Below are 22,433 nucleotides of genomic sequence, written 5' to 3' on the forward strand. Positions count from 1 at the left end.
ATACGCATACAAAAAAGTTTGGTGCAGGATTTCGGCTGCCAGCAACTCACGTTCAATCTGGCTTGTTGTGGATAAACGGAATGTCGTTCTCACGCAAAGCACCATCATCATTATCGTTGTCGGCACTAAGCACATAACGGGCTACATTAGGCTCCGACGAAGACATCACCGGCTTGAGCTGAATGTTTTTGCGCACGTAGGCGGGCACTTTATCGGTATCTTCTTCCGGCTGTGCAGCCTTTTTGCCGGAGAAAAAGCTAAAGCCTTTCAGTTTCTGTACACGCTCCTCTACCCTTTTCTGCATCATCTCATGCGAAGGCATATCGGCGGCATGCTCCATATCAGCAGGGAAAGCTCCCACCGTATGTTTTATGCGTAAACTTCCATTTGCGGAGTTGGCGATATTAGCAGGGTCTTCGACTTGCTTTTGCAACGGCCGATGCTGTTGGCCAAAAAGTGTGTGCTGTTTCGGCTGCTCAGCGGGAACACTTTTGGGAGTTATCGGCAGAGTGCCCGTCGAAGATGATTTTTCGGCTTCAATCGGTTTTTCTTTTTTTATAAGCTTAATTTCAGTTACAGGTTCTTCCTCCGGTTCTTCCACTCCGGCAGTCACCGGAGTTTCGTTCTCGGTAGTTTTGTTTTGGTCGCCTGGATGCGTATCGTCGAGCGTAAAGATCTTTTTCTTGCGCCCATGGTTAAGGGTAGATCTATCGATGTCGTCGGGTGCCTGAAAACCTGTGGCAATGAGAGTAATGCTGATCTTATCGCCCAGCTCTTCCTCGTAGCCGTTGCCCCAGATCACCTCGGCACTCTGGCCAGCTTCTTCCTGAATATAATCGGTGATTTCGGTAACTTCGTCAAAAGTGATTTCTTCTTTTCCTGATGAGATATAGAGCAGGATGTTAGAGGCGCCCTGAATTTTGTTGTCGTTGAGCAACGGAGAAGAAAGTGCTTCACGCACAGCCATTCCGGCGCGGTCTTCGCCTTCGGCAGTAGCCGATCCCATGATGGCGGTACCACTATCTTTCATCACTGTTTTTACATCTTCAAAATCCACATTGATGTAACCGGTGACGGTAATAATTTCGGCGATGCCTTTGGCGGCAATGGCGAGGATATCGTCGGCTTTGCCAAAAGCTTCCGACAGCTTGAGGTTACCATGGATTTCGCGTAACTTCTCGTTGCTGATGATGAGCAATGTATCGACGTGTTGTTTAAGCTCTTCGATACCTTTTTCGGCTTGCAGACGGCGTTTACGCCCTTCAAACGCAAAAGGAATGGTAACGATTCCAACTGTGAGGATGTCCATCTCTCGCGCCAGCTTGGCAATAACGGGTGCTGCTCCGGTGCCGGTGCCGCCGCCCATGCCGGCAGTTATAAAAAGCATCTTGGTGTGATTCTCGAGGAACTCGCGGATATCGTCGAGGGTTTTTTCGGCAGCAGCTTTCCCAACCTCCGGAACAGCACCTGCGCCCAAACCTTTATCACCAAGTTGTATCTTGTTGGGCACAGCACTTAGTTCCATGCTTTGTGCATCGGTGTTGCAAATAATAAAGTCTACTCCTTTTATTCCCTGCCGGTACATGTGCGTTACAGCATTACTCCCGCCGCCGCCTACGCCCAGCACTTTGATGATTGATGCACGCTGTTTTGGGGCATCAAATGTTAACATTTCGTCCATAGTTTCTAGGTGTTTATGTTTGTTTTCTTAATTTCTATTCCGAATCACTTTCAAAAAATTCCTGAATCTTTTTCAGGAAGTTGCCCTGCCGCCGCGGTTTTGCTTCGGCATCTTTAGATTTTTTTTCCTTATTAGTACCCACCAAAGCATTTTCTTCGCGACGTATTTTCATCTCCACACGTTCGAGGCCTCCAATCACCAACCCAATACTGGTAGCATACATGGGACTGCTCATTTCTTCGGGAGTGTTGTTGGTAAGGTGCTCGTTGGGATATCCAATGCGGGTATCCATGCCCGTCATAAATTCGGTGAGTTGTGCCACATGCCGCAGCAGCGCGCCACCACCGGTAAGTACGATGCCGGCGATGAGCTTTTTATCATATCCCGAATTTTTTATCTCAAAATAGATGTGCTCGATAAGCTCTTCCATGCGCGCCTGGATAATGCTGGCAAGATTTTTCAGGCTGATCTCTTTTGGAGGACGTCCACGTAGACCAGGGATAGCCACGATTTCTTCGTCTTTGTTTTCGTTGGCCAACGCTGACCCAAATTTTACCTTGAGCTCTTCGGCATGCTTACGAATGATGCTGCAACCTTCTTTAACATCTTCGGTAAGAGCGTCGCCGCCAAGCGGAATAACGGCAGTGTGTCGGATGATGCTGTCCTGGAAAATCGCAATATCGGTAGTGCCGCCACCAATATCGACCAAAACCACTCCGGCTTCTTTTTCTTCTTCACTCAGCACTGCCGCGGCCGAAGCAATGGGCTCGATGAGCAACTCGACCACTTCAAGGCCTGCTTTTTTCACACATTTATAAATGTTTTTTGCCGCAGTAGTTTGTCCGATGATAATGTGAAAGTTGGCCTCCAGCGAATTTCCCAACATGCCGATAGGATGGCGGATTCCCTGCTCATTGTCGATAATATATTCCTGCGGTATTACGTCGATGATCTCTTCGCCGGGACTCATGTTCAGGTTGAACATACTGTTGAGCAGCGTATCGATGTCGTCCTGACTGATTTCTACTTCGTTGTTTTTGCGAATGAGGCTGCCACGGTGCTGCAGGCTCTTGATGTGCTGGCCTGCAATGCCCACGTTGACGTATTTGATCTCCGCATTCGATTTCTGCTCGGCATCTTCCACGGCTTTGCGTATCGACTGCACGGTGTTTTCGATGTTGGAAACCACACCGCGTTTTACGCCAATCGATTCGGTTTTGCCATAGCCAATCACTTCAATTTTTCCGTGTTCACCACGACGGCCAGCGATGGCTGCTATCTTGGTGGTTCCGATGTCGAGTCCTACGATGATATTGTTAGATTCCATAGTTTTATTTTTTACAAAAAACCTGATTGGAGTATTTCAAATTTACCACACTGTAACCGTCGGTCATTTCATCCTGACCAGCCCGGTAGAAGGCAAGCAGCTTTCTGAACTTGTGTGGCAAATCGCTTACATCACCAATCAAAATAATATGCGATCCGTCGGCGGGAACCAATTCTATCTCGCCGTCGGTATCGAAAAATATTTGTACGATTTGCTTGCTCAGGACAGGATGCGAAGCCAACTGGGTGCAAAGATAATGCAGACACTCCATCGGCGAAAGCGATGATGCCCCCTGTTTATCAACATTGTATTGTGCATAACGTGCGCCGCTGTGATAGCTTTCGCTGATAGCACCACTAGCCACGTGCAATCGCGGCACATAATCGTTGCCCAGTGGAAGCAGACTTCCAAGCCGGCTAAGATAAAATCCCTCGCCCGCCTGATTGACAACCCGAACCAGCGGCTCCTCCCGTTCTGCCTTGATGCGGATGCTGCCGGTAATAGACTTCACGACGTCGGCATTGCTCAGATAAGCATTGTGGCGAAGGATGGTTTCGAGCGTGTCGGTGTTGATGCTATCGAGCAACTGCCCCTCCAGCACACCGAAATGGCTGACGATGATCTGGCGGATGTCCTGCTCGTCAATAAACCCAGCGGTGCAGTTATCCAAAAGAAGAATCTCCACCTGGTTGCACTTTACATTGCGATAGTCGGCCAGCGCAAAACCCAACAACACCAGCAAGCCACCAGTGAGCACCATCCACAAAATGATATCAAGTATTTTTTTCATGATGATGAAGGTTTTTGATATTTCTTTTCGAGCATATTCCTTATCGGTGCCACCAGTTTATCTATGTCGCCGGCACCAATGGTGAGCAGCAGTTCCGGCTCCAGGCCATTCAGATATTCAAGCAATGTTTCTTTGTGCACCAGCGCTTTGCGCGGATGGTCGATCAACTGATAGATGGTGTTAGCACTCACATTTTCTATCGGCTTTTCACGGGCAGGATAGATATCGAGCAGCAATATTTCGTCGAGCTCCTGCAGACTGCTTGCAAATTCTCCGGCAAAGTCGCGTGTACGCGAAAAAAGATGCGGCTGAAAGATGCCGGTAATCTTACGGTTGCCATAAATAGATTTGATAGAACGTATCAGCGCGCGTATTTCGTTGGGATGATGCGCATAGTCGTCGATGTAGATTACCTCGGGGCTGCTGAATTGTTTATCGAAACGCCTGACAACACCTTTAAAACCGGCCAGCCCGCTGCGCAATTCATCTTCGGTAATGCCGGATTGCAAAGCAATGAAAGAGGCCGCCACAGCATTTTCGATATTAATAATACCGGTGGGCTCCATCTGAAGTTTTTTTATCACGCCTTCGGGTGTCACCAGATCGAAAACCATGAAATCGCTGCTAAACCAGATGTTGGTAGCATACGCATCGGCGCTGCTATCCGTCAAAGCGTAACTAAATATTCTCTTTTCTTTCAAAAGATTCCGGTTTATCGCCGCATCCTTTTTTACCAACAATATCCCATCGTTGTCAGTCTGGCCGGCAAAGGCATTGAAAGATGCAATAAGATTTTCGATCTGACCGTAAACATCAAGATGGTCGGCGTCGGTAGAAGTAATGACGGCCATGTGCGGATGCAGGCTCAAAAAGGAACGATCGAACTCATCGGCTTCGGTAACGAAAAAGGGAGATTTTGTTGAAAAGAAAAAGTTGGTATCGTAGCCTTTGGCAATTCCTCCAAGCAACGCAGTGCAACCAATGGCCGACTGCCGCAACAAGTGCGCTATCATGGTAGAAATGGTGGTTTTGCCATGCGTTCCGGCTACAGCTATAGTTTTGTAATGGATGCTGACATTCCCCAACAGTTGCGCCCGTTTTACAATTTTAAAATTATGATTTTGGAAATATTTAAGCATCCGGTTTTCGCTGCTGATAGCGGGAGTGGTAACCACGAGGGTGGTGGCAGCATTTGTAAATTCCTCCGGAATCAATGCAACATCGTCATCAAAAACTACCGAAACACCTTCTTTTGCGAGCCTGGAAGTAAGCACAGAGTGTGCGCGGTCGTAGCCGGAAACAAGCTTGCTTTGAAGCATCATGTACCGGGCCAGCGCCGACATTCCTATGCCACCAATGCCCAAAAACCAGATATTTTGATAATCCTTAAACATCTCTTTTCTTCTGTACTAATTTTAATATCTCATCGGCAATTCTGCCAGACGAATCTTCCACAGCATTCTTCTTAATATTTACCGACAAGGTGTGTTGCCGTTCCTTGTCACTGATCAGCTCCGCAGCAATTTTGCCCAGTTCAGCCACCGCCTTAGCATCCGGCAGATGAATGGCGGCATTTCGTTGCTCCAGCGAAACAGCATTTTTTGTCTGATGATCCTCAGCCGCCGAAGGCAACGGGATGAGAATACACGGCTTGGCCACAGCGCTCAATTCGGAGATGGCAATGGCGCCGGCACGCGATATCACCACATTGGCAGCAGCATAAGCCAGCTCCATGCGATTGATAAAAGCATGCACTTTAAAATATCCTCTCTCTTTTTCCGTAAGCTGCTCATCGATCATTTGCTGCGCCCACGTTGCCTGAAGCTGACCCGTTTGCCAAATCATCTGCACATTGTGACTTGCCAAAGTTTTTAGATTTTCAGCCACAGCTATATTAATCGAGCGTGCTCCCTGGCTACCACCCACCACCAATATTGTATCTTTTTTTGCGTCAAGCGCAAAAAACTCCAACGCTTCGTTGCGTCTACCTTCAATCTGAATCACTTTGCTGCGAATCGGGTTGCCGGTGAGGATAATCTTTTCGGCTGGGAAATACTTTTCCATGCCGGGATAAGCCACACAAATTTTAGCAGCCTTTTTTGCCAGCAGTCGGTTGGTGACACCTGGCAACGAATTTTGTTCCTGCAGCACTGTGGGAATTCCTTTTCGTGCAGCCATTTTAAGCGTCGGGCCGCTTGCATAGCCACCCACTCCTACCACCACATCCGGCCGAAAGCGACGGATAATTGCGGCAGCCTTGATCAGGCTCGACACGAGCTTGAACGGAAACATCAGGTTGCGCCACGAGAGGCTTCGCTGAAAACCACTGATCCACAATCCTTCAATCGGATATCCGGCTTCGGGCACCTTCTGCATCTCCATACGGCCGCGGGCGCCAACAAAAAGCAGCTCCACTCCCGGCACTTTCAGCCTGAGCGCATCGGCAATGGCAATGGCCGGAAAAATGTGTCCGCCTGTGCCACCACCAGAAATCAATATTTTAGGTTGCTGCAGCATAAGCTATGTTTTTATTTTTAATTTCTTCTGCAACTTTGGCCTGCTCTGCCGAACGGCTCACGCTCAGGATCATTCCTATTCCGATACACGAAAACCAATAGGAAGTTCCACCCATCGAGATAAAAGGCAACGTCTGTCCGGTGACGGGAAGCAGATCAACCGCCACGCTCATATTTACCAAGGCCTGAAACACCATCATAAAACTGATGCCGATGACCAGGTAGCTACCAAACTTCATCTGGCACAGCCGCGCTATTTTTATCGATCGAAACAAAATGATGATAAACATAAGCAGAATAATCGCTCCACCCAGCAAACCGTATTCTTCGATGATGATGGCATAAACGTAATCGGAGTAGGCGTGCGGAAGGTAATTGCGCTGGGTACTCTGTCCGGGCGCCAGCCTTACCAGTCCGCCTTTAGCAATGGCCGTTTTGCTTTGCACCACCTGATATTCCTCTGCATTATCACTAAAATGATTTTCAAAACGATTCGCCCAGGTATCAGCCCGCGGCATCAGTCCAGGCTCGACGATCGCCACTGCCATCATCAGCGCAACCGCTGCAAGCACGAATCCTGAAAGTATCGCCAGATGCTTGATGCGAACCCTGCCGATAAAGAGCAATCCCAGACTGCCTGCAAACATCAGCACGGCGGTAGAAAGATTCATCGGGAAAATCAGCGCACACATGATAATCACCGGGATGATAGCATAAAGAAAGCTCCTTCCGTTTTCGATCACATTTTGTTTTTTGGCCAGAAAACGCGCCAGATACATGATCAACGCAAGCTTGGCCAGGTCGGAGGTTTGAAAAGTTATTTCGCCGATAAGCGGCAAATGAAAAAGCAAATAGCGGCGTGCACCATTTATAACAGGCCCCCACATCAACGTGGCAATGAGCAGCGGGATGGAAATGTAAAATAAGATCAGCCCCGAATAAGAGAAATACTGGTATTTGCTGCGATGCACCAGGAACATAAAAAACAGTCCGAGGAGCACCGTGATGAGCTGCTTCACCAGATAATACTCCGTATTGCCATTGCGCTGCAGCCAGGCCAGCGATCCGGTACTGCTGTAAATAGCCAACAACGACACCACCGATAGCATGATCGCCAGCACCCATATTACTTTGTCGCCCTGTATGTATTTACTCAGCATTGTTTTTTCTGTGTTTTTATAATTCTGTTATCGTTCTAAATTATTTTAAAGCATTTAAAAAAATGAGATGTCTTAATTTTTAAAGATTCACAACTGCCTTCATGAATTGGTTTCCACGGTCTTCGTAATTATCGAACAAATCGAAACTTGCACATCCTGGCGAAAGCACCACAGTGTCGCCTTTTTCTCCAAGCCTGTAGGCCATCTGCACGGCTTGTTCCATATTTATGGTTTCTAAGATGGTAGCACAATGCGGCGTCATGCACTCAATAATGTTTTGGTTATTAATACCCAAACAGATAATGGCTTTCACCTTTTCCTTTACTATCGGAATCAAAGCCTCGTAGTCGTTGCCATTGTCGCGCCCACCGGCAATCCAGATAACAGGAGTGTTTTCGTTTTCGAGGGCGTACCACGAGGAGTTAACGTTGGTGGCTTTGCTGTCGTTGATAAAACGGATGCCGCGGATGATGGCCACCATTTCGAGGCGGTGCCCGGTGCCCTGAAAGTCGCTCAGGCTCTCTTTGATGTTCTCCTTGCGCACTTCTCCCCATCGCGCCATCGCAGCCGCTGCCGTGGAATGATAAACCGTTTTCCGGCCGCTAAGTGATAATTCCTGAAGGGTCATTACCATTTTATTTGCTTTTTATAGTTTATAAAAGTTGTTGTCATGGAGTTTTTTATCTGATTTTAAGTGTGATTACTGTAAATACCGCCAGCATAATGCCGACGATGAAAAAGCGCAAAACGATCTTCGGCTCGGAATATCCGAGCACCTGATAATGATGGTGCAGCGGCGACATTCGGAAGATGCGTCGTCCGGCACCATATTTTCGTTTTGAAAATTTGAAATAACTCACCTGCATCACTACCGAAAGACTCTCGGCCAGGAAGATGCCGCACAAAATGGGGATGAGCAACTCTTTGCGCAGCATGATTGCAAACACGGCGATGATGCCGCCCAGCGCTAGCGAACCGGTGTCGCCCATAAAAACCTGCGCCGGATAAGAGTTGTACCACAAAAACCCGATACATGCGCCCACAAAAGCGCTGATAAAAATCACCAGCTCGCCCGTGTCGGGGATGTACATAATGTTGAGGTAATTTGCAAAAAAGATGTTGCCCGAAACGTAGGCAAAAACGGCCAGCGTTGCACCGATGATAGCCGATGTACCTGTGGCCAACCCATCCATGCCGTCGGTGAGGTTGGCGCCGTTGGATACTGCTGTGATGATGAGAATCACCGCCGGGATAAAGATCAGAAAAGTCCATTTGCTAAAACCTTCGCCCAGCCAGGTGAGAAAAATCGAATAATCAAATTCATTGTTCTTGAAAAACGGAATGGTAGTCTTGGTGCTTTTGGTGACCTCCCGGCTAAAGAGCATAGGCGTGGCATTGATCTCATCAAACCGATCAGGCATGCTTTCGATAAAGGAAGTTTCTGTCACTTTTTCGCGGATAACGATATTGGGATTGAAATACATCATCAATCCGATGAAAATGCCAAGCATCACCTGTCCGAGAATTTTGAAACGTCCCGCCAGCCCTTTTTTGTCTTTTTTAAAAACTTTGATATAGTCATCAATAAATCCAAACATGCCCAGCCACACGGTGGTGACGAGGATCATAATGATGTAAATATTATCGAGCTTGGCAAAGAGCAACGTGGGCACCAGAATAGCTGTCAGGATGATAAGCCCGCCCATGGTAGGTGTCCCCTGTTTTTCCATCTGCCCGTCGAGCCCCAGGTCGCGGATACTTTCGCCTACCTGCTTTTTCTTTAGAAAATTGATCAGCTGTTTACCGAAAACCAGCGAAATCACCAGCGAAGTAATCACTGCAGCTCCAGCCCTAAAAGAGATGTACTCGAACATTCCGGCGCCCGGAAAATCAAAAACCTGATGCAGATATTTAAAAAGATAGTAAAGCATGCTGTATTTTCGGCTACAGCCGAATGATATTATTTAATGATTTCGTTTTCGCTGTTTAAAAATTCGCTCAACACCTCCCGGTCGTCGAAGTGGTGGCGCTGGCCTTTTATTTCCTGATAAGTTTCGTGGCCTTTTCCGGCCACCAGAATGATGTCGCCTTTTACGGCAATCATGCAGGCAGTTTTGATGGCTTCGCGACGGTCGGCAATTTTCACCGTTTTGCGCTGGTCGGCTGCCGCTACTCCGGCTTCCATTTCGTTGATGATTTCCAGCGGGTCTTCGTCGCGCGGGTTGTCGCTGGTAAGTATTACGCGGTCGCTCATGCGGCTCACCACCTGCGCCATCAGCGGGCGTTTGGTGCGGTCGCGGTTTCCGCCGGCGCCCACTACTGTTATCAGATGCTCGCCGCCCTGACGTGTGTCGTGGATGGTTTGCAATACATTGCTCAAAGCGTCGGGTGTGTGCGCATAATCCACAATGCCCACAACTCCCGAAGCCGACGGCACCACCTGAAAACGTCCTTCGGCGGCGCGAAGCTCGCTGAGAATTACCAGCACCTCTTCTTCCGGCTGACCGTCGAGCATGGCGGCGCCGTATGTGCCCAGCAGATTGTAAGCGTTAAAGGCGCCCGTAAGCCGTGTGTAAATGTCGTGTTGTCCGATGCGCAAAAAGAGACCCTCGAAAAGATTCTCCAGGATTTTTCCTTTATAATCCGAAGGCCTTTTAAGGCTGTAGGTAGCTTTGTGCGCACGGGTATTTTGCAGCATCACCGCGCCGTTGCGGTCGTCGCTGTTTACCAAAGCAAAAGCGGCTTCCGGCAACTGGTCGAACAATTTCTTTTTAGCTTTCAGATAATTATCGAAAGTGAGATGATAATCGAGATGATCGTGGGTGATGTTGGTAAAAACAAGCCCGTGAATGTATAATCCGGCGGTGCGATGCTGCTCGGCGGCGTGTGAGCTGATCTCCATAAAACAATATTCACAGCCGGCGTCGGCCATCCGGCGCAGGTTGTCGTTGATCTGCAGAGCGTCGGCAGTGGTGTGTGTAGAAGCCAGCTGCTGGCTGCCGATGCGGTTTTCGATGGTAGAAAGCAAGCCGCAGACAAAGCCCAGTTTGCTGTAAAGCTGATGCAAAAGGAAAACCGTGGTAGTTTTGCCGTTGGTTCCGGTAACACCGATAATTTGCAAATCATTCGACGGATGATCATAAAATGCCGCCGCCACCTGTCCGAGCGCTTCCGCGGAATTATCCACCAAAATAAAGGTGGCGCTTTCGCGCAAATGTTCGGGCACTTGCTGGCATATCACAGCTACAGCTCCCTGGCTGATGGCTTTTTCGATATATTGATGCCCATCGGTGCGGGTACCCGCCACAGCTACAAACAAACATCCGGCTTCGATCCTGCGCGAATCGAACGTCACAGAATTTATATTGACATCGTTGTTGCCGATGATCTGGCGAATGGTAAGGCCGGGGATAAGTTGCTGCAACGTTTTCATATCTCCAGATTTAAATAGATGTGATCGCCTTTGCGAAAAACGTAGCCAGGATCCAGCGACTGGCGTTTCACCAGCCCGCGCCCTTTTAATTTTACCACCAACCCGATATTTTCGAGCATGAAAATGGCATCGCCAACACTCAGCCCTCTGACGTCAGGAATCTGATCAACCTTTATTTGTTGGCCAAATTCTTCCATCTTAAGATGTCCCAGCATCAGCTCTTCGTTGGCACCAGCCAAAAAAGGAAGCAGCTTGTCGCCGCTGGTATCTGTAGCCGTTTCGGTGATGTTTTCGAGGTAGGCGTTATAATCGGCCGGATGGATGTCGAGATCGAGCGAATAGACGATGTCGGCAATTTCTTTAAAAACCGGAGCCGCCACCTGCGAAGCGTAATAGCCGCCTTCTTTAGGACGATAAATCATTACGATACACGAATATTTGGGATTGTCGGCCGGGAAATATCCCACAAAAGAAGCGTTGTATTTTGCAATGTAGCGCCCGTTTTCGTTCACTTTGGAGGTACCGGTTTTGCCGGCAATTTTATACACTGCATTTCTGACGTTGCGCCCTGTGCCATTTTCTACAACACCTTCGAGATATTTGCGCGCAGTGGCGATGGTTTTGTCCGAGCATATCTTCTTTTTTATGATTTCGGTTTCAAAAGTCTTAGTGATAATTCCGGCCTCGCTCACACTTTTCACCAGTCGCGGACGCACCATCACACCATTATTCGCCACAGCATTATAAAAAGTAAGCATCTGCAGCGGTGTCACGGTGATTTCGTAGCCAATCGACATCCACGGTAGTGTAACCTTGGACCAATAAGGATTGTCGGGATTTTTAATACCGGGCGACGGCTCGCCGGATATATTGATACCAGTGGATTCCATAGGGAAAATCTTCTGGAGTCCATTAAAAAAATCCCATTCGTGGCCGATGTAGGTATCGTAAATGATTTTGGAAACGCCAGCATTGGAAGAATGCACCAGACACTCCTCGGGCGTAAGCCATCCGCTCTCCTTAATCCGGTGAGAGTCGCGCATGGTTCGGTTATGAAAAACGATGTTTCCGTTGCCGATGTTAACCGAGTCGATACGTGCGAGGGCACCATCTTCCATGGCAACCATAAACGAAGCAAGTTTAAAAGTGGAGCCGGGTTCGATGGCTTCACCCACAGCCAGGTTGTACTTCTCGGTATAATCGCCCGTAACTGTATCGTAGCTGAGGTTGGCAATGGCTTTTATCTCACCGGTCTGTACCTCCATCAGCACCACCGTTCCTTTCTCGGCGTCGTGCAGGCGGAGCTGCTTCATCAGCGCCGACTCAGCCACATCCTGCAGGTGCGTGTTGATGGTGGTAATAATATCTTTACCATCGATTGGCTCGATATTAAGTTCGTTGTAAACAGGTTTCCAGGCGCTGTTGGCCATGCGCTGTTTGAGCTGACAGCCCGACTGCCCCTGCAGATAGTCGTTGAAGGCCCCCTCCAGCCCAACCATCAGTGAATCCTTGCCGTTAACGAGCGTATAACCAACGGTGCGTTTGGCCAGAATCCCAAAAGGATATTCGCGGCGTGTGGTGCGCTCGGCGATGAGTCCACCGCTGTACTTTCCTCGATTTAAAATGGGCATGCGCCGGATTTTTGCAAGCTGGTCATAGGTCACGTTTTTCTGAATTGCCAGATAGCGGTTTCCTGCTTTGCGGCCATTTATGAGCCATTGTTTGTATCCCCAATGTGTTTTGTCGCCAAACATATTTGCCAGATGCGAGGCAAGATAGCCCACGCTGTCGTTGAATAATTTATCGGGGATAAGATCGGAAGCGGCATCCATCCTAATCTCAAAAATAGGCACCGAGGTGGCCAGCAAGCTGCCGTCGGTGGCATAAATATTTCCGCGCATCGATTCCGAGTCAAAAAACCGATAGTCCATTTTGTGCGCGTTGGCTTTTAGTTCACCACCCTCAACAAACTGAACCTTGAGCGCCCTGCACATGATTAACAAACCCGCCAACAGCATCAGGATGAACACAAAATAAGTGCGCCCCATGCTTTGTTTGCCGGGGCCACACTGTTTTTGTTCTGATATGTTTTTCTGTTGGTTCATTTATTCAATCATTGTCATGGTTTTATAAATATCTTCTCCGGCGGCTCCACCAGCGGCCTTATGCCCATGGGAGCAAGTTTCTCGGCCAGATACGAAGAGCGATTTTTTTCGTAAAGCTTTGTCTTCATGTGGTGATAATTAAAACTCAGCTCCTTATTGACGTTGGTAACCTTTGAAATCTTGCGGATTTTCTTCTCCGCCATGTGGTAGTTGCCGATGTAAATCAACATAAGCGCTGCAATGAAAATGGCGAATACCAAGTGTCTGAAGATGTCTTTCCTGTTGAGAAACGAACCATCGAGCAGCGCATGCAAAAACTTGAGAAAGCTGAAGCGCCCGAAACGACGCTTACCGCGCAATCGACCACGTGCTTTGGTATCTTTTATTTTATTTACCGGAGGTGTCATGATCTGGGTTTTTAATTTTGGAAGCAATACGCAGACGGGCACTCCGAGAGCGGCTGTTTTGCTGCTGCTCAGCAATCGAAGGCATGATTGGCTTGCGGCTTACCGCCTCGAAGGGAGCCGAAGGATTACCATAAAAATCTTTTTCTATCTGGCCTTCAAAATTACCGGCGCGGATAAAATTCTTCACCAGGCGGTCTTCGAGCGAATGGTAACTGATGACCACCAGCCGGCCTTCGGGACGAAGTACCTGCGCCGACTGCTCAAGCAAAGCTTTGAGAGCGTCCAGCTCGCCGTTGATCTCGATACGCAGAGCCTGCATAAGACGGGCGTAGAATTTATTCTCTTTCCCGCGCTGCGCCAGATGCTTCGTAGCCTCCTGCACCTGTCCGAAGGTGGTAAGCTTTTGTTGTTCGCGCTTTTGCACCAACACCCTGCTGATGGCACCTGCATTCGGAAGCTCACCGTAATTCCTGAAAAGTGCCGTCAGCTGATCCTCTTCGTAATCATTCAAAACTTCGCGTGCCGAAAGCTGTTGGTTGCGGTTCATGCGCATGTCGAGCGTTTCCTGCGAACGGATCGAGAACCCGCGATCGACTTGGTCAAACTGATGCGAGCTTACTCCCAGATCGGCAAAAATGCCGTCAACCGGCAATGCCTTGTGGTACTGCAGGAAGTTTTTGAGAAATTTAAAATTATGATGTATCAAAACAAGCCGCTCATCATCAATGCGGTTGGGCAACGCATCGGCATCCTGATCAAAAGCTATCAGGCGTCCGCCCTGCAACCGGTCAAGAATGGCACGCGCATGACCGCCACCGCCGTAGGTAACATCCACGTAAGTGCCACCCTGCCGGATGTTGAGTCCGCTGACGCTCTCTTCCAGAAGTACCGGCTGATGATACATATTCATTAGCTTTGATCGTTTTGGTTGCCCATGACCTCTTCGGCCAAATCCTCGAAATTGAAATCGTCAGTATCTACTGCCGTTTCGTAAGCTTCGGTATCCCAAATCTCCAGGATGTTGATCTGTCCGTTGAGAGTAATATTTTTTGTGATGTTCGCATAGGTTATCAACTCGTTGGGCAGATTGATGCGCCCCATGTTATCCATATCTACCCAGCGCACGCCGGCCAAAAACCTGCGGATGAACTCTGCATTTTTCTTTACAAACCGGTTGAGCTTGTTGATCTCTTCAAGTTTCTTATCCCACTCAGGCTTGGGCCAAAGCTCCAAACAACGCGCAAAGACGCTGCGTTTCACATAGAAACCACCGTCGCTACCCGCCAACAGGTCGCCCTTGAGCTTGCCCGGGAGCAGCACCCTGCCTTTATTGTCGAGTTTACATTCGTATGTGCCTGTGAGGGACATTTTTCTTTATTTTTAAAAAATCAAATTTAGATAAGTTTTACCACTTACTTCTACCTTGTTAATAACTTTTCCCACTTTCTACCACCCAAAATTTCATCTACAAACGCTGCAAGCTTCGCCCGTAGTATGATTGAAGATTTTTCTTAAAAATATTTAATTCGTAAATAAAGTGGAGAAACTGAAGAAAATGGAAAAGGTAAAGACGCGATGCATCGCGTCTCAAACATCACATCGCGTTTTTGGCTAATGAATTGAAAAACAAAAACCTTATCCCTAACTTCTTAGACCTTAGCAGAAAACCGTCTTTTAACACCCAAGCCTATTACCTTATTAATAATAAAAGAAAGCAAAAACGCACAACCAAAATCACATGCAGCAGCCCCGGAAAGACACTTGCTAATTTTTTTTAAAACTAATCTGATTGAATATCCTTAATTTTGTCGTTTCTTAGTAAATGCACATGCAGGAAGAAAAGACGGAAATACATATTACACCAGATTTCCTCGATCTGGAGAAGATAATTGGCGGCAAAAGCCCACATCTGCTGAAGATAATGCCACGGTTTTTGATCTCGTATCTTAAGCGGGTAATCCATCAGACGGAGCTTAACAAAGATATCTGGGAAAACCGAAATGATTTTGGTGTGGATTTCGCCACCAACATTCTGGCCTCTTTCGGCGCTATCGTAACTTCTACCGGACTGAGCAATCTGCCAGGCGAGGGGCGACAACTGCTGGTGAGCAATCATCCGCTGGGCGGCCTCGACGGTATGGCGCTGATGAGCGAGACGGGCAAAGCACGGCGCGACATCCTTTTCCCCGTCAACGATCTGCTGCTCTACCTGCCCAACCTGCGCGAACTATTTATCCCGGTGAACAAACACGGCAGCAACGCCGAAAACATCCGCATCTTCAACGAGGCCTTTGCCTCCGACAACCTCATCCTCTATTTTCCCGCCGGACTGGTATCACGCAAAAACAAAGGGATTATCAAAGATTTGGAGTGGAAAAAGACTTTTCTGACGAGGGCACAAAAATTCAATCGCGACATCATACCGACCCACATCTCCGGAAAAAACACCAACTTCTTTTATAATCTGGCTAAATGGCGCAAACGTTTAAAAATAAAAGCTAACATAGAAATGTTGTATCTGGTGGATGAGATGTACAAACAAAAAGACCAGACGGTACACATCACCTTTGGACAACCGGTACCCATCGGTTTTTTTGACAAACAACACACTGCTGCACAATGGGCGCAGTTGTTGCGGGAATATGTGTATGCACTGGGCGCCGGCACGAGGAAAAATTTTATAGAGTGGCATAAAAACAATCAAACAAAACAAGCATAAGAAAATGGAAGAATTGATCCCAAAAATCGATAGGGCATTGTTGAAAAAAGAGCTGACCAGAGACAAGTTTGTGAAAGAAACAAATTTTGGGAAAAACGAGGTATATATTATCGACGAACAATCGGCACCTAATGTGCTGCGCGAGATAGGTCGTCTGCGGGAGGTATCTTTCAGAGCGGCCGGCGGTGGCACCGGCAAAAGCCTTGACCTGGATCGCTACGACATTGGCGAACATGCTTTCAAACAGCTTTTGGTGTGGAATCCGGCCGACGAAGACATCGTGGGCGGATACCGCTTTGTGCATTGCAAAGAGCTGCCCATCGACGAACAGGGACAGGTGCAGACGCCAACATCAAAACTTTTCCGCTACTCCAAAAAGTTTATCCGCGAATATATACCCGTAACCATCGAACTGGGACGCTCCTTTGTGCAGCCCGAATATCAGCCGGCGCGCAACATGCGCAAGGGCATCTACTCGCTCGACAACCTTTGGGACGGGCTGGGTGCAGTGGCTACAAAAAATACTGATGTCGAATATTTCTTTGGAAAAATCACCATGTACGCCCACAGCGATCTGCTGGCACGCGAAGCAATCGTTTATTTTCTTAAGAAATATTTCCCCGACCCCGACAAGCTGGTAGTTCCGCACGATCCAGTAGAGCTGAAGACGCCGGAGGAAGTGTTTGAGAAAATTTTTACCGGTAAAAGCTACGAAGAAAATTTTAAGCTTTTGCAGCAATATGTGCGCAGCCACAACGAAAATATCCCGCCGCTGGTGAACGCTTACATGAATCTCTCATCGACGATGCGTTTTTTTGGCACAGCCGTCAACCATGGCTTTGGCGAAGTGGAGGAGTCAGGCATTATTTTAAAAATCGGCGACATCTACAGCGAAAAGAAAGACCGCCACATACATGGGATTTTGAAATAAACAATAAAAAGAACCCGACGATGGAGATAAAAGAATCAAAGTTTGTGATGAGCAACACCGATCACCGGCTGTGTCCGCCACCGATGCTGCCGGAGTTTGCTTTTATCGGCCGCAGCAACGTGGGCAAGTCGTCGCTGATAAATATGCTGACAAAGCGTAAGAACCTAGCGCGCATCTCGGTGCAGCCGGGCAAAACGCAGCTCATCAACCATTTCCTGATCGACGACCGCTGGTACCTGGTGGATCTGCCGGGATATGGCTACGCCAAAGTTTCAAAAAAAAGCCGCGCCCAGTGGCAACGCATGATCGACGGCTACCTAATGAGCCGCATCAACCTGATGTGTACTTTCATCCTGCTGGACCTGCGCATCGAACCCCAGGCCAACGACCAGGAGATGATAGATAAATTTGGTGCCAACCAATTACCTTTTGCCCTCGTATTTACAAAAGCCGACAAGCTCAAGCCTGCCGAAGTAACCACCAACTTTGAGCTATACAGGCAGTCGCTGCTCGAGCGCTGGGAGGAGCTGCCGCCGATGTTTATCACCAGCGCCGAAAAAGCCACCGGCCGCGACGAGGTGCTTGCTTTTATTGGTGAAACCCGGCAATTCTTCGATGCCGAAGCTATTGCACGAACTTTGGGAAACCGGTAAACACATGATTAGCGGACTCTCGATTTCATCTAACATCCTGAAGTTCTTTTTTATTTTAAAATGAACACTACAGAAATTGTACTTTTGTGGAATGAAGACATTATTGATTGATATTGAAGGTGCCGATAATTTGCAGGCTTTTTTACAAGTTGTCAAAAAACTAAACTTCGTAAAATCGGTGAAGCTGGTCAATCCTGATAAGCAAGAACCGAATGCTTCATCGGCTAATGAACCCCAAAAGGAATATTTCTGGACAAATCCATCCCGACCTGCCTCAGAAAATGAAATTGATCTTTTGATTGATACAATGGAAGGCTCTGAGGGAGAGTATTCCACGGATGAAGTCAGGCAAAACATGAAACAATGGGCGGCCGAAAAGTCAAAATAACGTGGAAGCCGGAAGCACTTGAAGCCCTGCAAAATATCTACGATTACATTTGGGATCGTTCCCCACAAAACGCCGAAAATTTTATTGAACTTTTGATAGGTTTTGGAGATGGCCTTGGTGATTTTCCACAGAAATATGTTAAATGCCGCCACCAGAAATTCAGCGCAAGAAATTACAGATGCGCGGTTTTTAAAAAGAATTGGATTTTTCTATTCAAGACTACACCTACCGAATTGATAATTCATAATATCATCCATGCAAAAGCGATTCCCTGATTTTAAGTCAATCAGTCACCCAGTGAATTCGGCTTGAGCAACGTGATAGTTTTCAAAATACCGACCAACAGCTTGGGCAATTCACCGGGTGATTTTCAGGATGCACTCGCTGAGGATGTAGTCAGGGTTTCACTTTGAGTGAAGCCCTGACTATCAAGATTCTTAACCAACACCATAAAAATAGTCGCCCGGTGAATCCCGCTAAAGCATCGTGCTAAAAGTTCAAAATACCGACCAACAGCTTGGGCAATTCACCGGTTGACTTTTGACTTAACCTTACCTCTTGAAAATAATTACCGAAAACTTTCCTTCGTGAAGTCATTTCTTTTTTTAATTTCGTGGACTGTTGCGTCCGGATGTATGGCAAACGCATTCGCAATACTACTTTTCTTTTCTTATTACGCTGCCTCCCGGCATTCAGTGACAGGTTGTTTTAGAACTTCACTAAATGTTTCTAAACTATAAAATCACAACATTATGAAAAACATGAACATCATATTTAGCATCAGCATTGTGCTGATAATGTGTGTAGCGAACAGTGCTGCTGCACAATGCGTTCAATGCGAGGGCGGAATCGCTTCCGGAACCAACGCAAGCATAATTGGCACAAACAACATTGCCAGTGGTAATTCGTCCTTTGCCGGAGGAAAAGATTCTGAAGCAACAGGAAGGGAATCTTTTGCATTCGGCAAAAACGCAAAAGTAATAGGAAGCAGCCCTTTTGCTATTGCTATTGGACATGATGTAACCGCCTTCGGAGGTTCTTCTATTGTCCTAGGAAGAAATCTGATGACCACCACATCTGGTGCAATGATTATCGGTACAGGTTTTAATGATAGCATTAACAGTCTAAAAAATGAGGTGCCCTATTCCCTAATGATTGGCTTCAATTCCTCAAAACCTACATTTTTTGTAGGCGAATCTTCTGGCTCGAGTGGAACCGGCAAAATCGGAATAGGAAACGTCACCGATCCGCAGGCCAAACTGCATATACTCGGAGACTATAATTCATACAATCCTACCGAAGCTTCTTTGCTCATCGAGTCAGCTGGAAATCATTACTCAACCCTTTGGCTTGGGGATAAAGAACACAGCATCTATACCAAGCCTGGGTCTGATTTTAAATTTAGCACCAGCTTGAATACGGATTTTGTATTTGAAAATGGCAATGTGGGAATAGGAACAAATTCTCCCGAGCAAAAGCTCGATGTAAATGGAACAATAAAAGCCACAGGATTTCAATTGGTGAACAATACGCAGGGTTTTGGTAAAATCCTGCAATCAGATGAATTTGGAAATGCGACCTGGGTCGATGCGCCGTCGGGAGCATGCGTACAATGCGATAGTACAACAAATACAGGAGAATTTTCATCAACACTTGGTAAAAAGACAACTGCTTCGGATTTCGCCTCATTTGCTTCAGGATACGAAGTATTATCTTCCAATGCCTTTAGTTTTGCACACGGAAAGTTTTTAACTGCATCGGGAGCAAATTCTTTAGCCATTGGCAGCTTTGCTATAGCAGAAAAATATTCTTCAATGGTTATTGGTGTTGGATTTAGTAATGATAATAGACTGAAGAATGATATCAGAAATTCGTTAATGATAGGGTTTGGGTCTAATGTACCCACTTTTTTTATTGAGGGTTATCATGGAATGAACCGCACTGGCCGCATAGGCATCGGCAACGTTACCGCCCCCCAGGCTAAGCTCCACATCAGAGCAGATGAAAACTACGACACCGCAAGTGTATTTATCCAGGCTTTTAACGACAATAAACCTGCATACCTGTGGATGGGAAACAAGAACTTCGGGATACATAAATATAGTACAACGCTTGAATTTTTGAGCGGTGGCGATTATGTGTTCGGTGGGGGTAATGTGGGAATAGGAACAAATTCTCCCGAGCAAAAGCTCGATGTAAATGGAACAATAAAAGCCACAGGATTTCAATTGATGAACAATACGCAGGGTTTTGGTAAAATCCTGCAATCCGATGAATTTGGAAATGCAACCTGGGTCGATCCATCGTCGGGAGCATGCGTCCAATGTGATGAAAATTCAAATCCTTCCGGACTTTATGCAAGTGTTATTGGGATTGAAAATACGGCTTCTGGAGAAGCAGCCTTTGCGTCAGGGAAAATAAATACTTCGCCGGGGGATTTCTCAACTAGCTTAGGGTATGGTAACAACGCTGAGGGGAAGTTTTCGTTGGCTGGTGGCGAAGAGTGCAGTGCAACCGGTCAACGTGCTTTTGCTTATGGCCAATTTGCCAGAGCCGAAGGGTCGAGGAGCCTGGCTCTCGGAAAATTTGTTTTGGCATATGGGGCAAATTCTGTTGCAATCGGACGCTACGTAAAATCCGTTATTTCTGATGCAATGATTATCGGGTGTGGTATAGACACAAACAATTATATTGAAAACAACGAGGTTAGTACCTTAATGATCGGCTTCAACAGCAACCGCCACACATTTTTTGTCGATAAGGCTTCCGGCCTCAATACAACCGGGAAAATTGGTATTGGCAATGTTACCGATCCTGAAGCTAAACTCCACATTCTTGGTGATAATGATCCATATAATACCGATGATGCGTCACTGTACATCGAATCTGCCGGCAGCTATTATTCAACAATTTATCTAGGCGACAAGAGCCATTTCATAAAAACCAAGCCAGGTAAAGATTTGGAATTCAATGCTGCCGGACAGGATTTTTATTTTAATAACGGCAATGCCGGTTTTGGAACTAACCAACCCGCTGCCAAAGTACAGGTAAAAGACGGCGACATCTTTATCGAAGACATCGACCGGGGCATCATCATGAAGTCGCCCGACGGAAACTGCTGGCGCGGAACCGTCAATAACCAGGGGATGCTGGAGTTTACCCAGGTGGACTGCCAGACCCTGGAAACCGGTATTAACAGTCCGGAGCCTTCCAACTCCAAACGCGTAAAAATCTATCCAAACCCAGTAGGAAACCAGGTTTTTATTAATTGCGAGGAAACCCTTGCCGGACTGCAACTGGAAATCAGCGACATCAACGGACGACTTATCCTCAGTCAGAAACTCAGAAACACTGAAAACTCCATCGACGTTTCCACCTATCAGCCCGGCACTTATCTTTTCAGGCTCACCGATAAAAACGGAAAGCTGGTGGCTACGGAAAAGGTGATTAAAGAGTAGGTGGGTTAATTTCATCGCGTAACTCCCAGGTAATTTATTAGTCACCTGGTGAATTCGGCTTGAGCAGCGTGCTAAAGTTCAAAATACCGCCCGGCTGCCCGAGCAATTCATCGGGTGACTTCCAGGTTCCTAAGGCGATGAACATTGTGTCTTTATTTCGTCATGTCGCGAGCAGAGCCGCCACCACATCGCGGTAGGTTATCCCAATAGGAATTTCAAAATCTTTTATAAAAATTTCTGAGCTTGAAAAGCTTTCAATTTTCATCCTGTTTACCAAAAACCCCCTATGCACCCTAAGGAATTGCTGGGCAGGCAGTTTCGCTTCCATACCCACCAGCCGATCGTAAACATCCAGTTTTGAATTGTGTGTGTGGATGCGGATAAAATCGTCCATGCTCTCGATAAATAAAATTTCTTTGATAAAAACTTTGTGAAAACGTTTGTTTGCCTTAAGAATAAGAAATCCCAGATGGGTGGCATCGGAATTTTCGAGAACGGGCTTATCCGATACCGCCTCGTAAAACCGGTTGACGGCTTTCATAAATCGCTCCAGCGAGATGGGTTTCAATAAATAATCGAGCACCTGGAAATCGAAGGCCTCAGCAGCATAATTGCGGTGGGCGGTGGTAATGATGACTTTGGGCAGTAAGCTTAACGTTTTTAATAAACCAAAGCCGGTAATGGCAGGCATCTCGATATCGAGGAAGAGTAAATCCACAGGATGTTTGGCCAGGTATTGCGAGGCAGCCAGCGGACAGGTAAACGTTCCGGTCGCACGCAAATTCTCTATCTGTGCCAGGTGGTTTTGCAATACCTCGATGGCCATAGGTTCGTCGTCAATAATCACACACTTGTATTCCATAGG

General features: G+C 47.2%; 19 protein-coding genes. 5 read left to right on the forward strand and 14 right to left on the reverse strand.

Annotation, left to right across the window (positions count from 1 at the left end):
- Positions 1–52 precede the first annotated feature (52 nt).
- The 13 genes from ftsZ to mraZ all read right to left on the reverse strand — a co-directional run bounded on the left by ftsZ (position 53) and on the right by mraZ (position 14,787).
- Complete coding sequence (gene ftsZ, locus VFC92_08770; GenBank protein HZK08279.1) at positions 53–1,681, reverse strand: cell division protein FtsZ; 1,629 nt, start codon at positions 1,679–1,681, stop codon at positions 53–55.
- Positions 1,682–1,715: 34 nt separating this feature from the next.
- On the reverse strand, positions 1,716–3,008 hold the full coding sequence (gene ftsA, locus VFC92_08775) for a cell division protein FtsA (GenBank protein HZK08280.1): 1,293 nt from the start codon (positions 3,006–3,008) through the stop codon (positions 1,716–1,718).
- Between the two features lie 4 nt (positions 3,009–3,012).
- Positions 3,013–3,798: a hypothetical protein gene (locus tag VFC92_08780; GenBank protein ID HZK08281.1), complete on the reverse strand. Its 786-nt coding sequence runs from the start codon at positions 3,796–3,798 to the stop codon at positions 3,013–3,015.
- Complete coding sequence (murC, locus tag VFC92_08785; GenBank protein ID HZK08282.1) at positions 3,795–5,192, reverse strand: UDP-N-acetylmuramate--L-alanine ligase; 1,398 nt, start codon at positions 5,190–5,192, stop codon at positions 3,795–3,797. Before murC ends, VFC92_08780 begins: the two co-directional genes overlap by 4 nt.
- Positions 5,185–6,315 carry an undecaprenyldiphospho-muramoylpentapeptide beta-N-acetylglucosaminyltransferase gene (gene murG / locus VFC92_08790; GenBank protein HZK08283.1) on the reverse strand — a complete coding sequence of 377 codons (1,131 nt, stop codon included), beginning with the start codon at positions 6,313–6,315 and terminating at the stop codon, positions 5,185–5,187. The genes murC and murG overlap by 8 nt, the downstream gene beginning before the upstream one ends.
- On the reverse strand, positions 6,299–7,474 hold the full coding sequence (locus VFC92_08795) for an FtsW/RodA/SpoVE family cell cycle protein (GenBank protein HZK08284.1): 1,176 nt from the start codon (positions 7,472–7,474) through the stop codon (positions 6,299–6,301). The genes murG and VFC92_08795 overlap by 17 nt, the downstream gene beginning before the upstream one ends.
- 79 nt (positions 7,475–7,553) lie before the next feature.
- Positions 7,554–8,108, reverse strand: coding sequence for a cyanophycin synthetase (locus VFC92_08800; protein ID HZK08285.1), 555 nt, complete (start codon positions 8,106–8,108; stop codon positions 7,554–7,556).
- Between the two features lie 46 nt (positions 8,109–8,154).
- On the reverse strand, positions 8,155–9,405 hold the full coding sequence (mraY, locus tag VFC92_08805) for a phospho-N-acetylmuramoyl-pentapeptide-transferase (protein HZK08286.1): 1,251 nt from the start codon (positions 9,403–9,405) through the stop codon (positions 8,155–8,157).
- Positions 9,406–9,434: 29 nt separating this feature from the next.
- The gene (locus tag VFC92_08810; GenBank protein HZK08287.1) at positions 9,435–10,907 is read right to left on the reverse strand and encodes a UDP-N-acetylmuramoyl-L-alanyl-D-glutamate--2,6-diaminopimelate ligase; all 1,473 of its coding nucleotides are present in this window, start codon (positions 10,905–10,907) and stop codon (positions 9,435–9,437) included.
- Complete coding sequence (locus tag VFC92_08815; GenBank protein HZK08288.1) at positions 10,904–13,012, reverse strand: penicillin-binding protein; 2,109 nt, start codon at positions 13,010–13,012, stop codon at positions 10,904–10,906. The genes VFC92_08810 and VFC92_08815 overlap by 4 nt, the downstream gene beginning before the upstream one ends.
- A 14-nt stretch (positions 13,013–13,026) precedes the next feature.
- Complete coding sequence (locus tag VFC92_08820; protein ID HZK08289.1) at positions 13,027–13,419, reverse strand: FtsL-like putative cell division protein; 393 nt, start codon at positions 13,417–13,419, stop codon at positions 13,027–13,029.
- On the reverse strand, positions 13,400–14,329 hold the full coding sequence (gene rsmH / locus VFC92_08825) for a 16S rRNA (cytosine(1402)-N(4))-methyltransferase RsmH (GenBank protein ID HZK08290.1): 930 nt from the start codon (positions 14,327–14,329) through the stop codon (positions 13,400–13,402). The genes VFC92_08820 and rsmH overlap by 20 nt, the downstream gene beginning before the upstream one ends.
- On the reverse strand, positions 14,329–14,787 hold the full coding sequence (mraZ, locus tag VFC92_08830; protein HZK08291.1) for a division/cell wall cluster transcriptional repressor MraZ: 459 nt from the start codon (positions 14,785–14,787) through the stop codon (positions 14,329–14,331). The genes rsmH and mraZ overlap by 1 nt, the downstream gene beginning before the upstream one ends.
- Positions 14,788–15,247: 460 nt before the next feature.
- Between mraZ and VFC92_08835 the strand changes: the two genes are divergently transcribed.
- The 5 genes from VFC92_08835 to VFC92_08855 all read left to right on the forward strand — a co-directional run bounded on the left by VFC92_08835 (position 15,248) and on the right by VFC92_08855 (position 21,568).
- Positions 15,248–16,138 (forward strand): 1-acyl-sn-glycerol-3-phosphate acyltransferase, encoded by an 891-nt coding sequence (locus VFC92_08835; GenBank protein HZK08292.1) that lies wholly within the window; start codon positions 15,248–15,250, stop codon positions 16,136–16,138.
- 4 nt (positions 16,139–16,142) lie between these two features.
- The gene (locus tag VFC92_08840; GenBank protein ID HZK08293.1) at positions 16,143–17,069 is read left to right on the forward strand and encodes a GNAT family N-acetyltransferase; all 927 of its coding nucleotides are present in this window, start codon (positions 16,143–16,145) and stop codon (positions 17,067–17,069) included.
- A 20-nt stretch (positions 17,070–17,089) separates the two neighbouring features.
- The gene (gene yihA / locus VFC92_08845; GenBank protein ID HZK08294.1) at positions 17,090–17,722 is read left to right on the forward strand and encodes a ribosome biogenesis GTP-binding protein YihA/YsxC; all 633 of its coding nucleotides are present in this window, start codon (positions 17,090–17,092) and stop codon (positions 17,720–17,722) included.
- Between the two features lie 91 nt (positions 17,723–17,813).
- The gene (locus tag VFC92_08850; GenBank protein ID HZK08295.1) at positions 17,814–18,110 is read left to right on the forward strand and encodes a hypothetical protein; all 297 of its coding nucleotides are present in this window, start codon (positions 17,814–17,816) and stop codon (positions 18,108–18,110) included.
- Between the two features lie 761 nt (positions 18,111–18,871).
- Positions 18,872–21,568, forward strand: coding sequence for a T9SS type A sorting domain-containing protein (locus VFC92_08855; GenBank protein ID HZK08296.1), 2,697 nt, complete (start codon positions 18,872–18,874; stop codon positions 21,566–21,568).
- A gap of 160 nt (positions 21,569–21,728) precedes the next feature.
- Here the strand turns inward: VFC92_08855 and VFC92_08860 are convergent, their stop codons facing one another.
- Complete coding sequence (locus VFC92_08860) at positions 21,729–22,430, reverse strand: LytTR family DNA-binding domain-containing protein (GenBank protein HZK08297.1); 702 nt, start codon at positions 22,428–22,430, stop codon at positions 21,729–21,731.
- Positions 22,431–22,433: the final 3 nt, after the last annotated feature.

The sequence above is a fragment of the Bacteroidales bacterium genome, assembly GCA_035647615.1.
In the GTDB taxonomy this organism is placed as follows: Bacteria; Bacteroidota; Bacteroidia; order Bacteroidales; family 4484-276; genus SABY01.

What these genes read in the sequence shown, in the direction of transcription:
- VFC92_08815 (HZK08288.1), bottom strand. Translation starts at nt 13,012, where the DNA reads ATGAACCAACAGAAAAACATATCAGAACAAAAACAGTGTGGCCCCGGC.
- VFC92_08835 (HZK08292.1), top strand. Translation starts at nt 15,248, where the DNA reads ATGCAGGAAGAAAAGACGGAAATACATATTACACCAGATTTCCTCGAT.
- murC (HZK08282.1), bottom strand. Translation starts at nt 5,192, where the DNA reads ATGTTTAAGGATTATCAAAATATCTGGTTTTTGGGCATTGGTGGCATA.
- mraY (HZK08286.1), bottom strand. Translation starts at nt 9,405, where the DNA reads ATGCTTTACTATCTTTTTAAATATCTGCATCAGGTTTTTGATTTTCCG.
- VFC92_08810 (HZK08287.1), bottom strand. Translation starts at nt 10,907, where the DNA reads ATGAAAACGTTGCAGCAACTTATCCCCGGCCTTACCATTCGCCAGATC.
- VFC92_08820 (HZK08289.1), bottom strand. Translation starts at nt 13,419, where the DNA reads ATGACACCTCCGGTAAATAAAATAAAAGATACCAAAGCACGTGGTCGA.
- VFC92_08795 (HZK08284.1), bottom strand. Translation starts at nt 7,474, where the DNA reads ATGCTGAGTAAATACATACAGGGCGACAAAGTAATATGGGTGCTGGCG.
- VFC92_08840 (HZK08293.1), top strand. Translation starts at nt 16,143, where the DNA reads ATGGAAGAATTGATCCCAAAAATCGATAGGGCATTGTTGAAAAAAGAG.
- VFC92_08860 (HZK08297.1), bottom strand. Translation starts at nt 22,430, where the DNA reads ATGGAATACAAGTGTGTGATTATTGACGACGAACCTATGGCCATCGAG.
- ftsA (HZK08280.1), bottom strand. Translation starts at nt 3,008, where the DNA reads ATGGAATCTAACAATATCATCGTAGGACTCGACATCGGAACCACCAAG.
- VFC92_08800 (HZK08285.1), bottom strand. Translation starts at nt 8,108, where the DNA reads ATGGTAATGACCCTTCAGGAATTATCACTTAGCGGCCGGAAAACGGTT.
- VFC92_08850 (HZK08295.1), top strand. Translation starts at nt 17,814, where the DNA reads ATGAAGACATTATTGATTGATATTGAAGGTGCCGATAATTTGCAGGCT.
- VFC92_08780 (HZK08281.1), bottom strand. Translation starts at nt 3,798, where the DNA reads ATGAAAAAAATACTTGATATCATTTTGTGGATGGTGCTCACTGGTGGC.
- rsmH (HZK08290.1), bottom strand. Translation starts at nt 14,329, where the DNA reads ATGAATATGTATCATCAGCCGGTACTTCTGGAAGAGAGCGTCAGCGGA.
- VFC92_08855 (HZK08296.1), top strand. Translation starts at nt 18,872, where the DNA reads ATGAACATCATATTTAGCATCAGCATTGTGCTGATAATGTGTGTAGCG.
- mraZ (HZK08291.1), bottom strand. Translation starts at nt 14,787, where the DNA reads ATGTCCCTCACAGGCACATACGAATGTAAACTCGACAATAAAGGCAGG.
- ftsZ (HZK08279.1), bottom strand. Translation starts at nt 1,681, where the DNA reads ATGGACGAAATGTTAACATTTGATGCCCCAAAACAGCGTGCATCAATC.
- yihA (HZK08294.1), top strand. Translation starts at nt 17,090, where the DNA reads ATGGAGATAAAAGAATCAAAGTTTGTGATGAGCAACACCGATCACCGG.
- murG (HZK08283.1), bottom strand. Translation starts at nt 6,315, where the DNA reads ATGCTGCAGCAACCTAAAATATTGATTTCTGGTGGTGGCACAGGCGGA.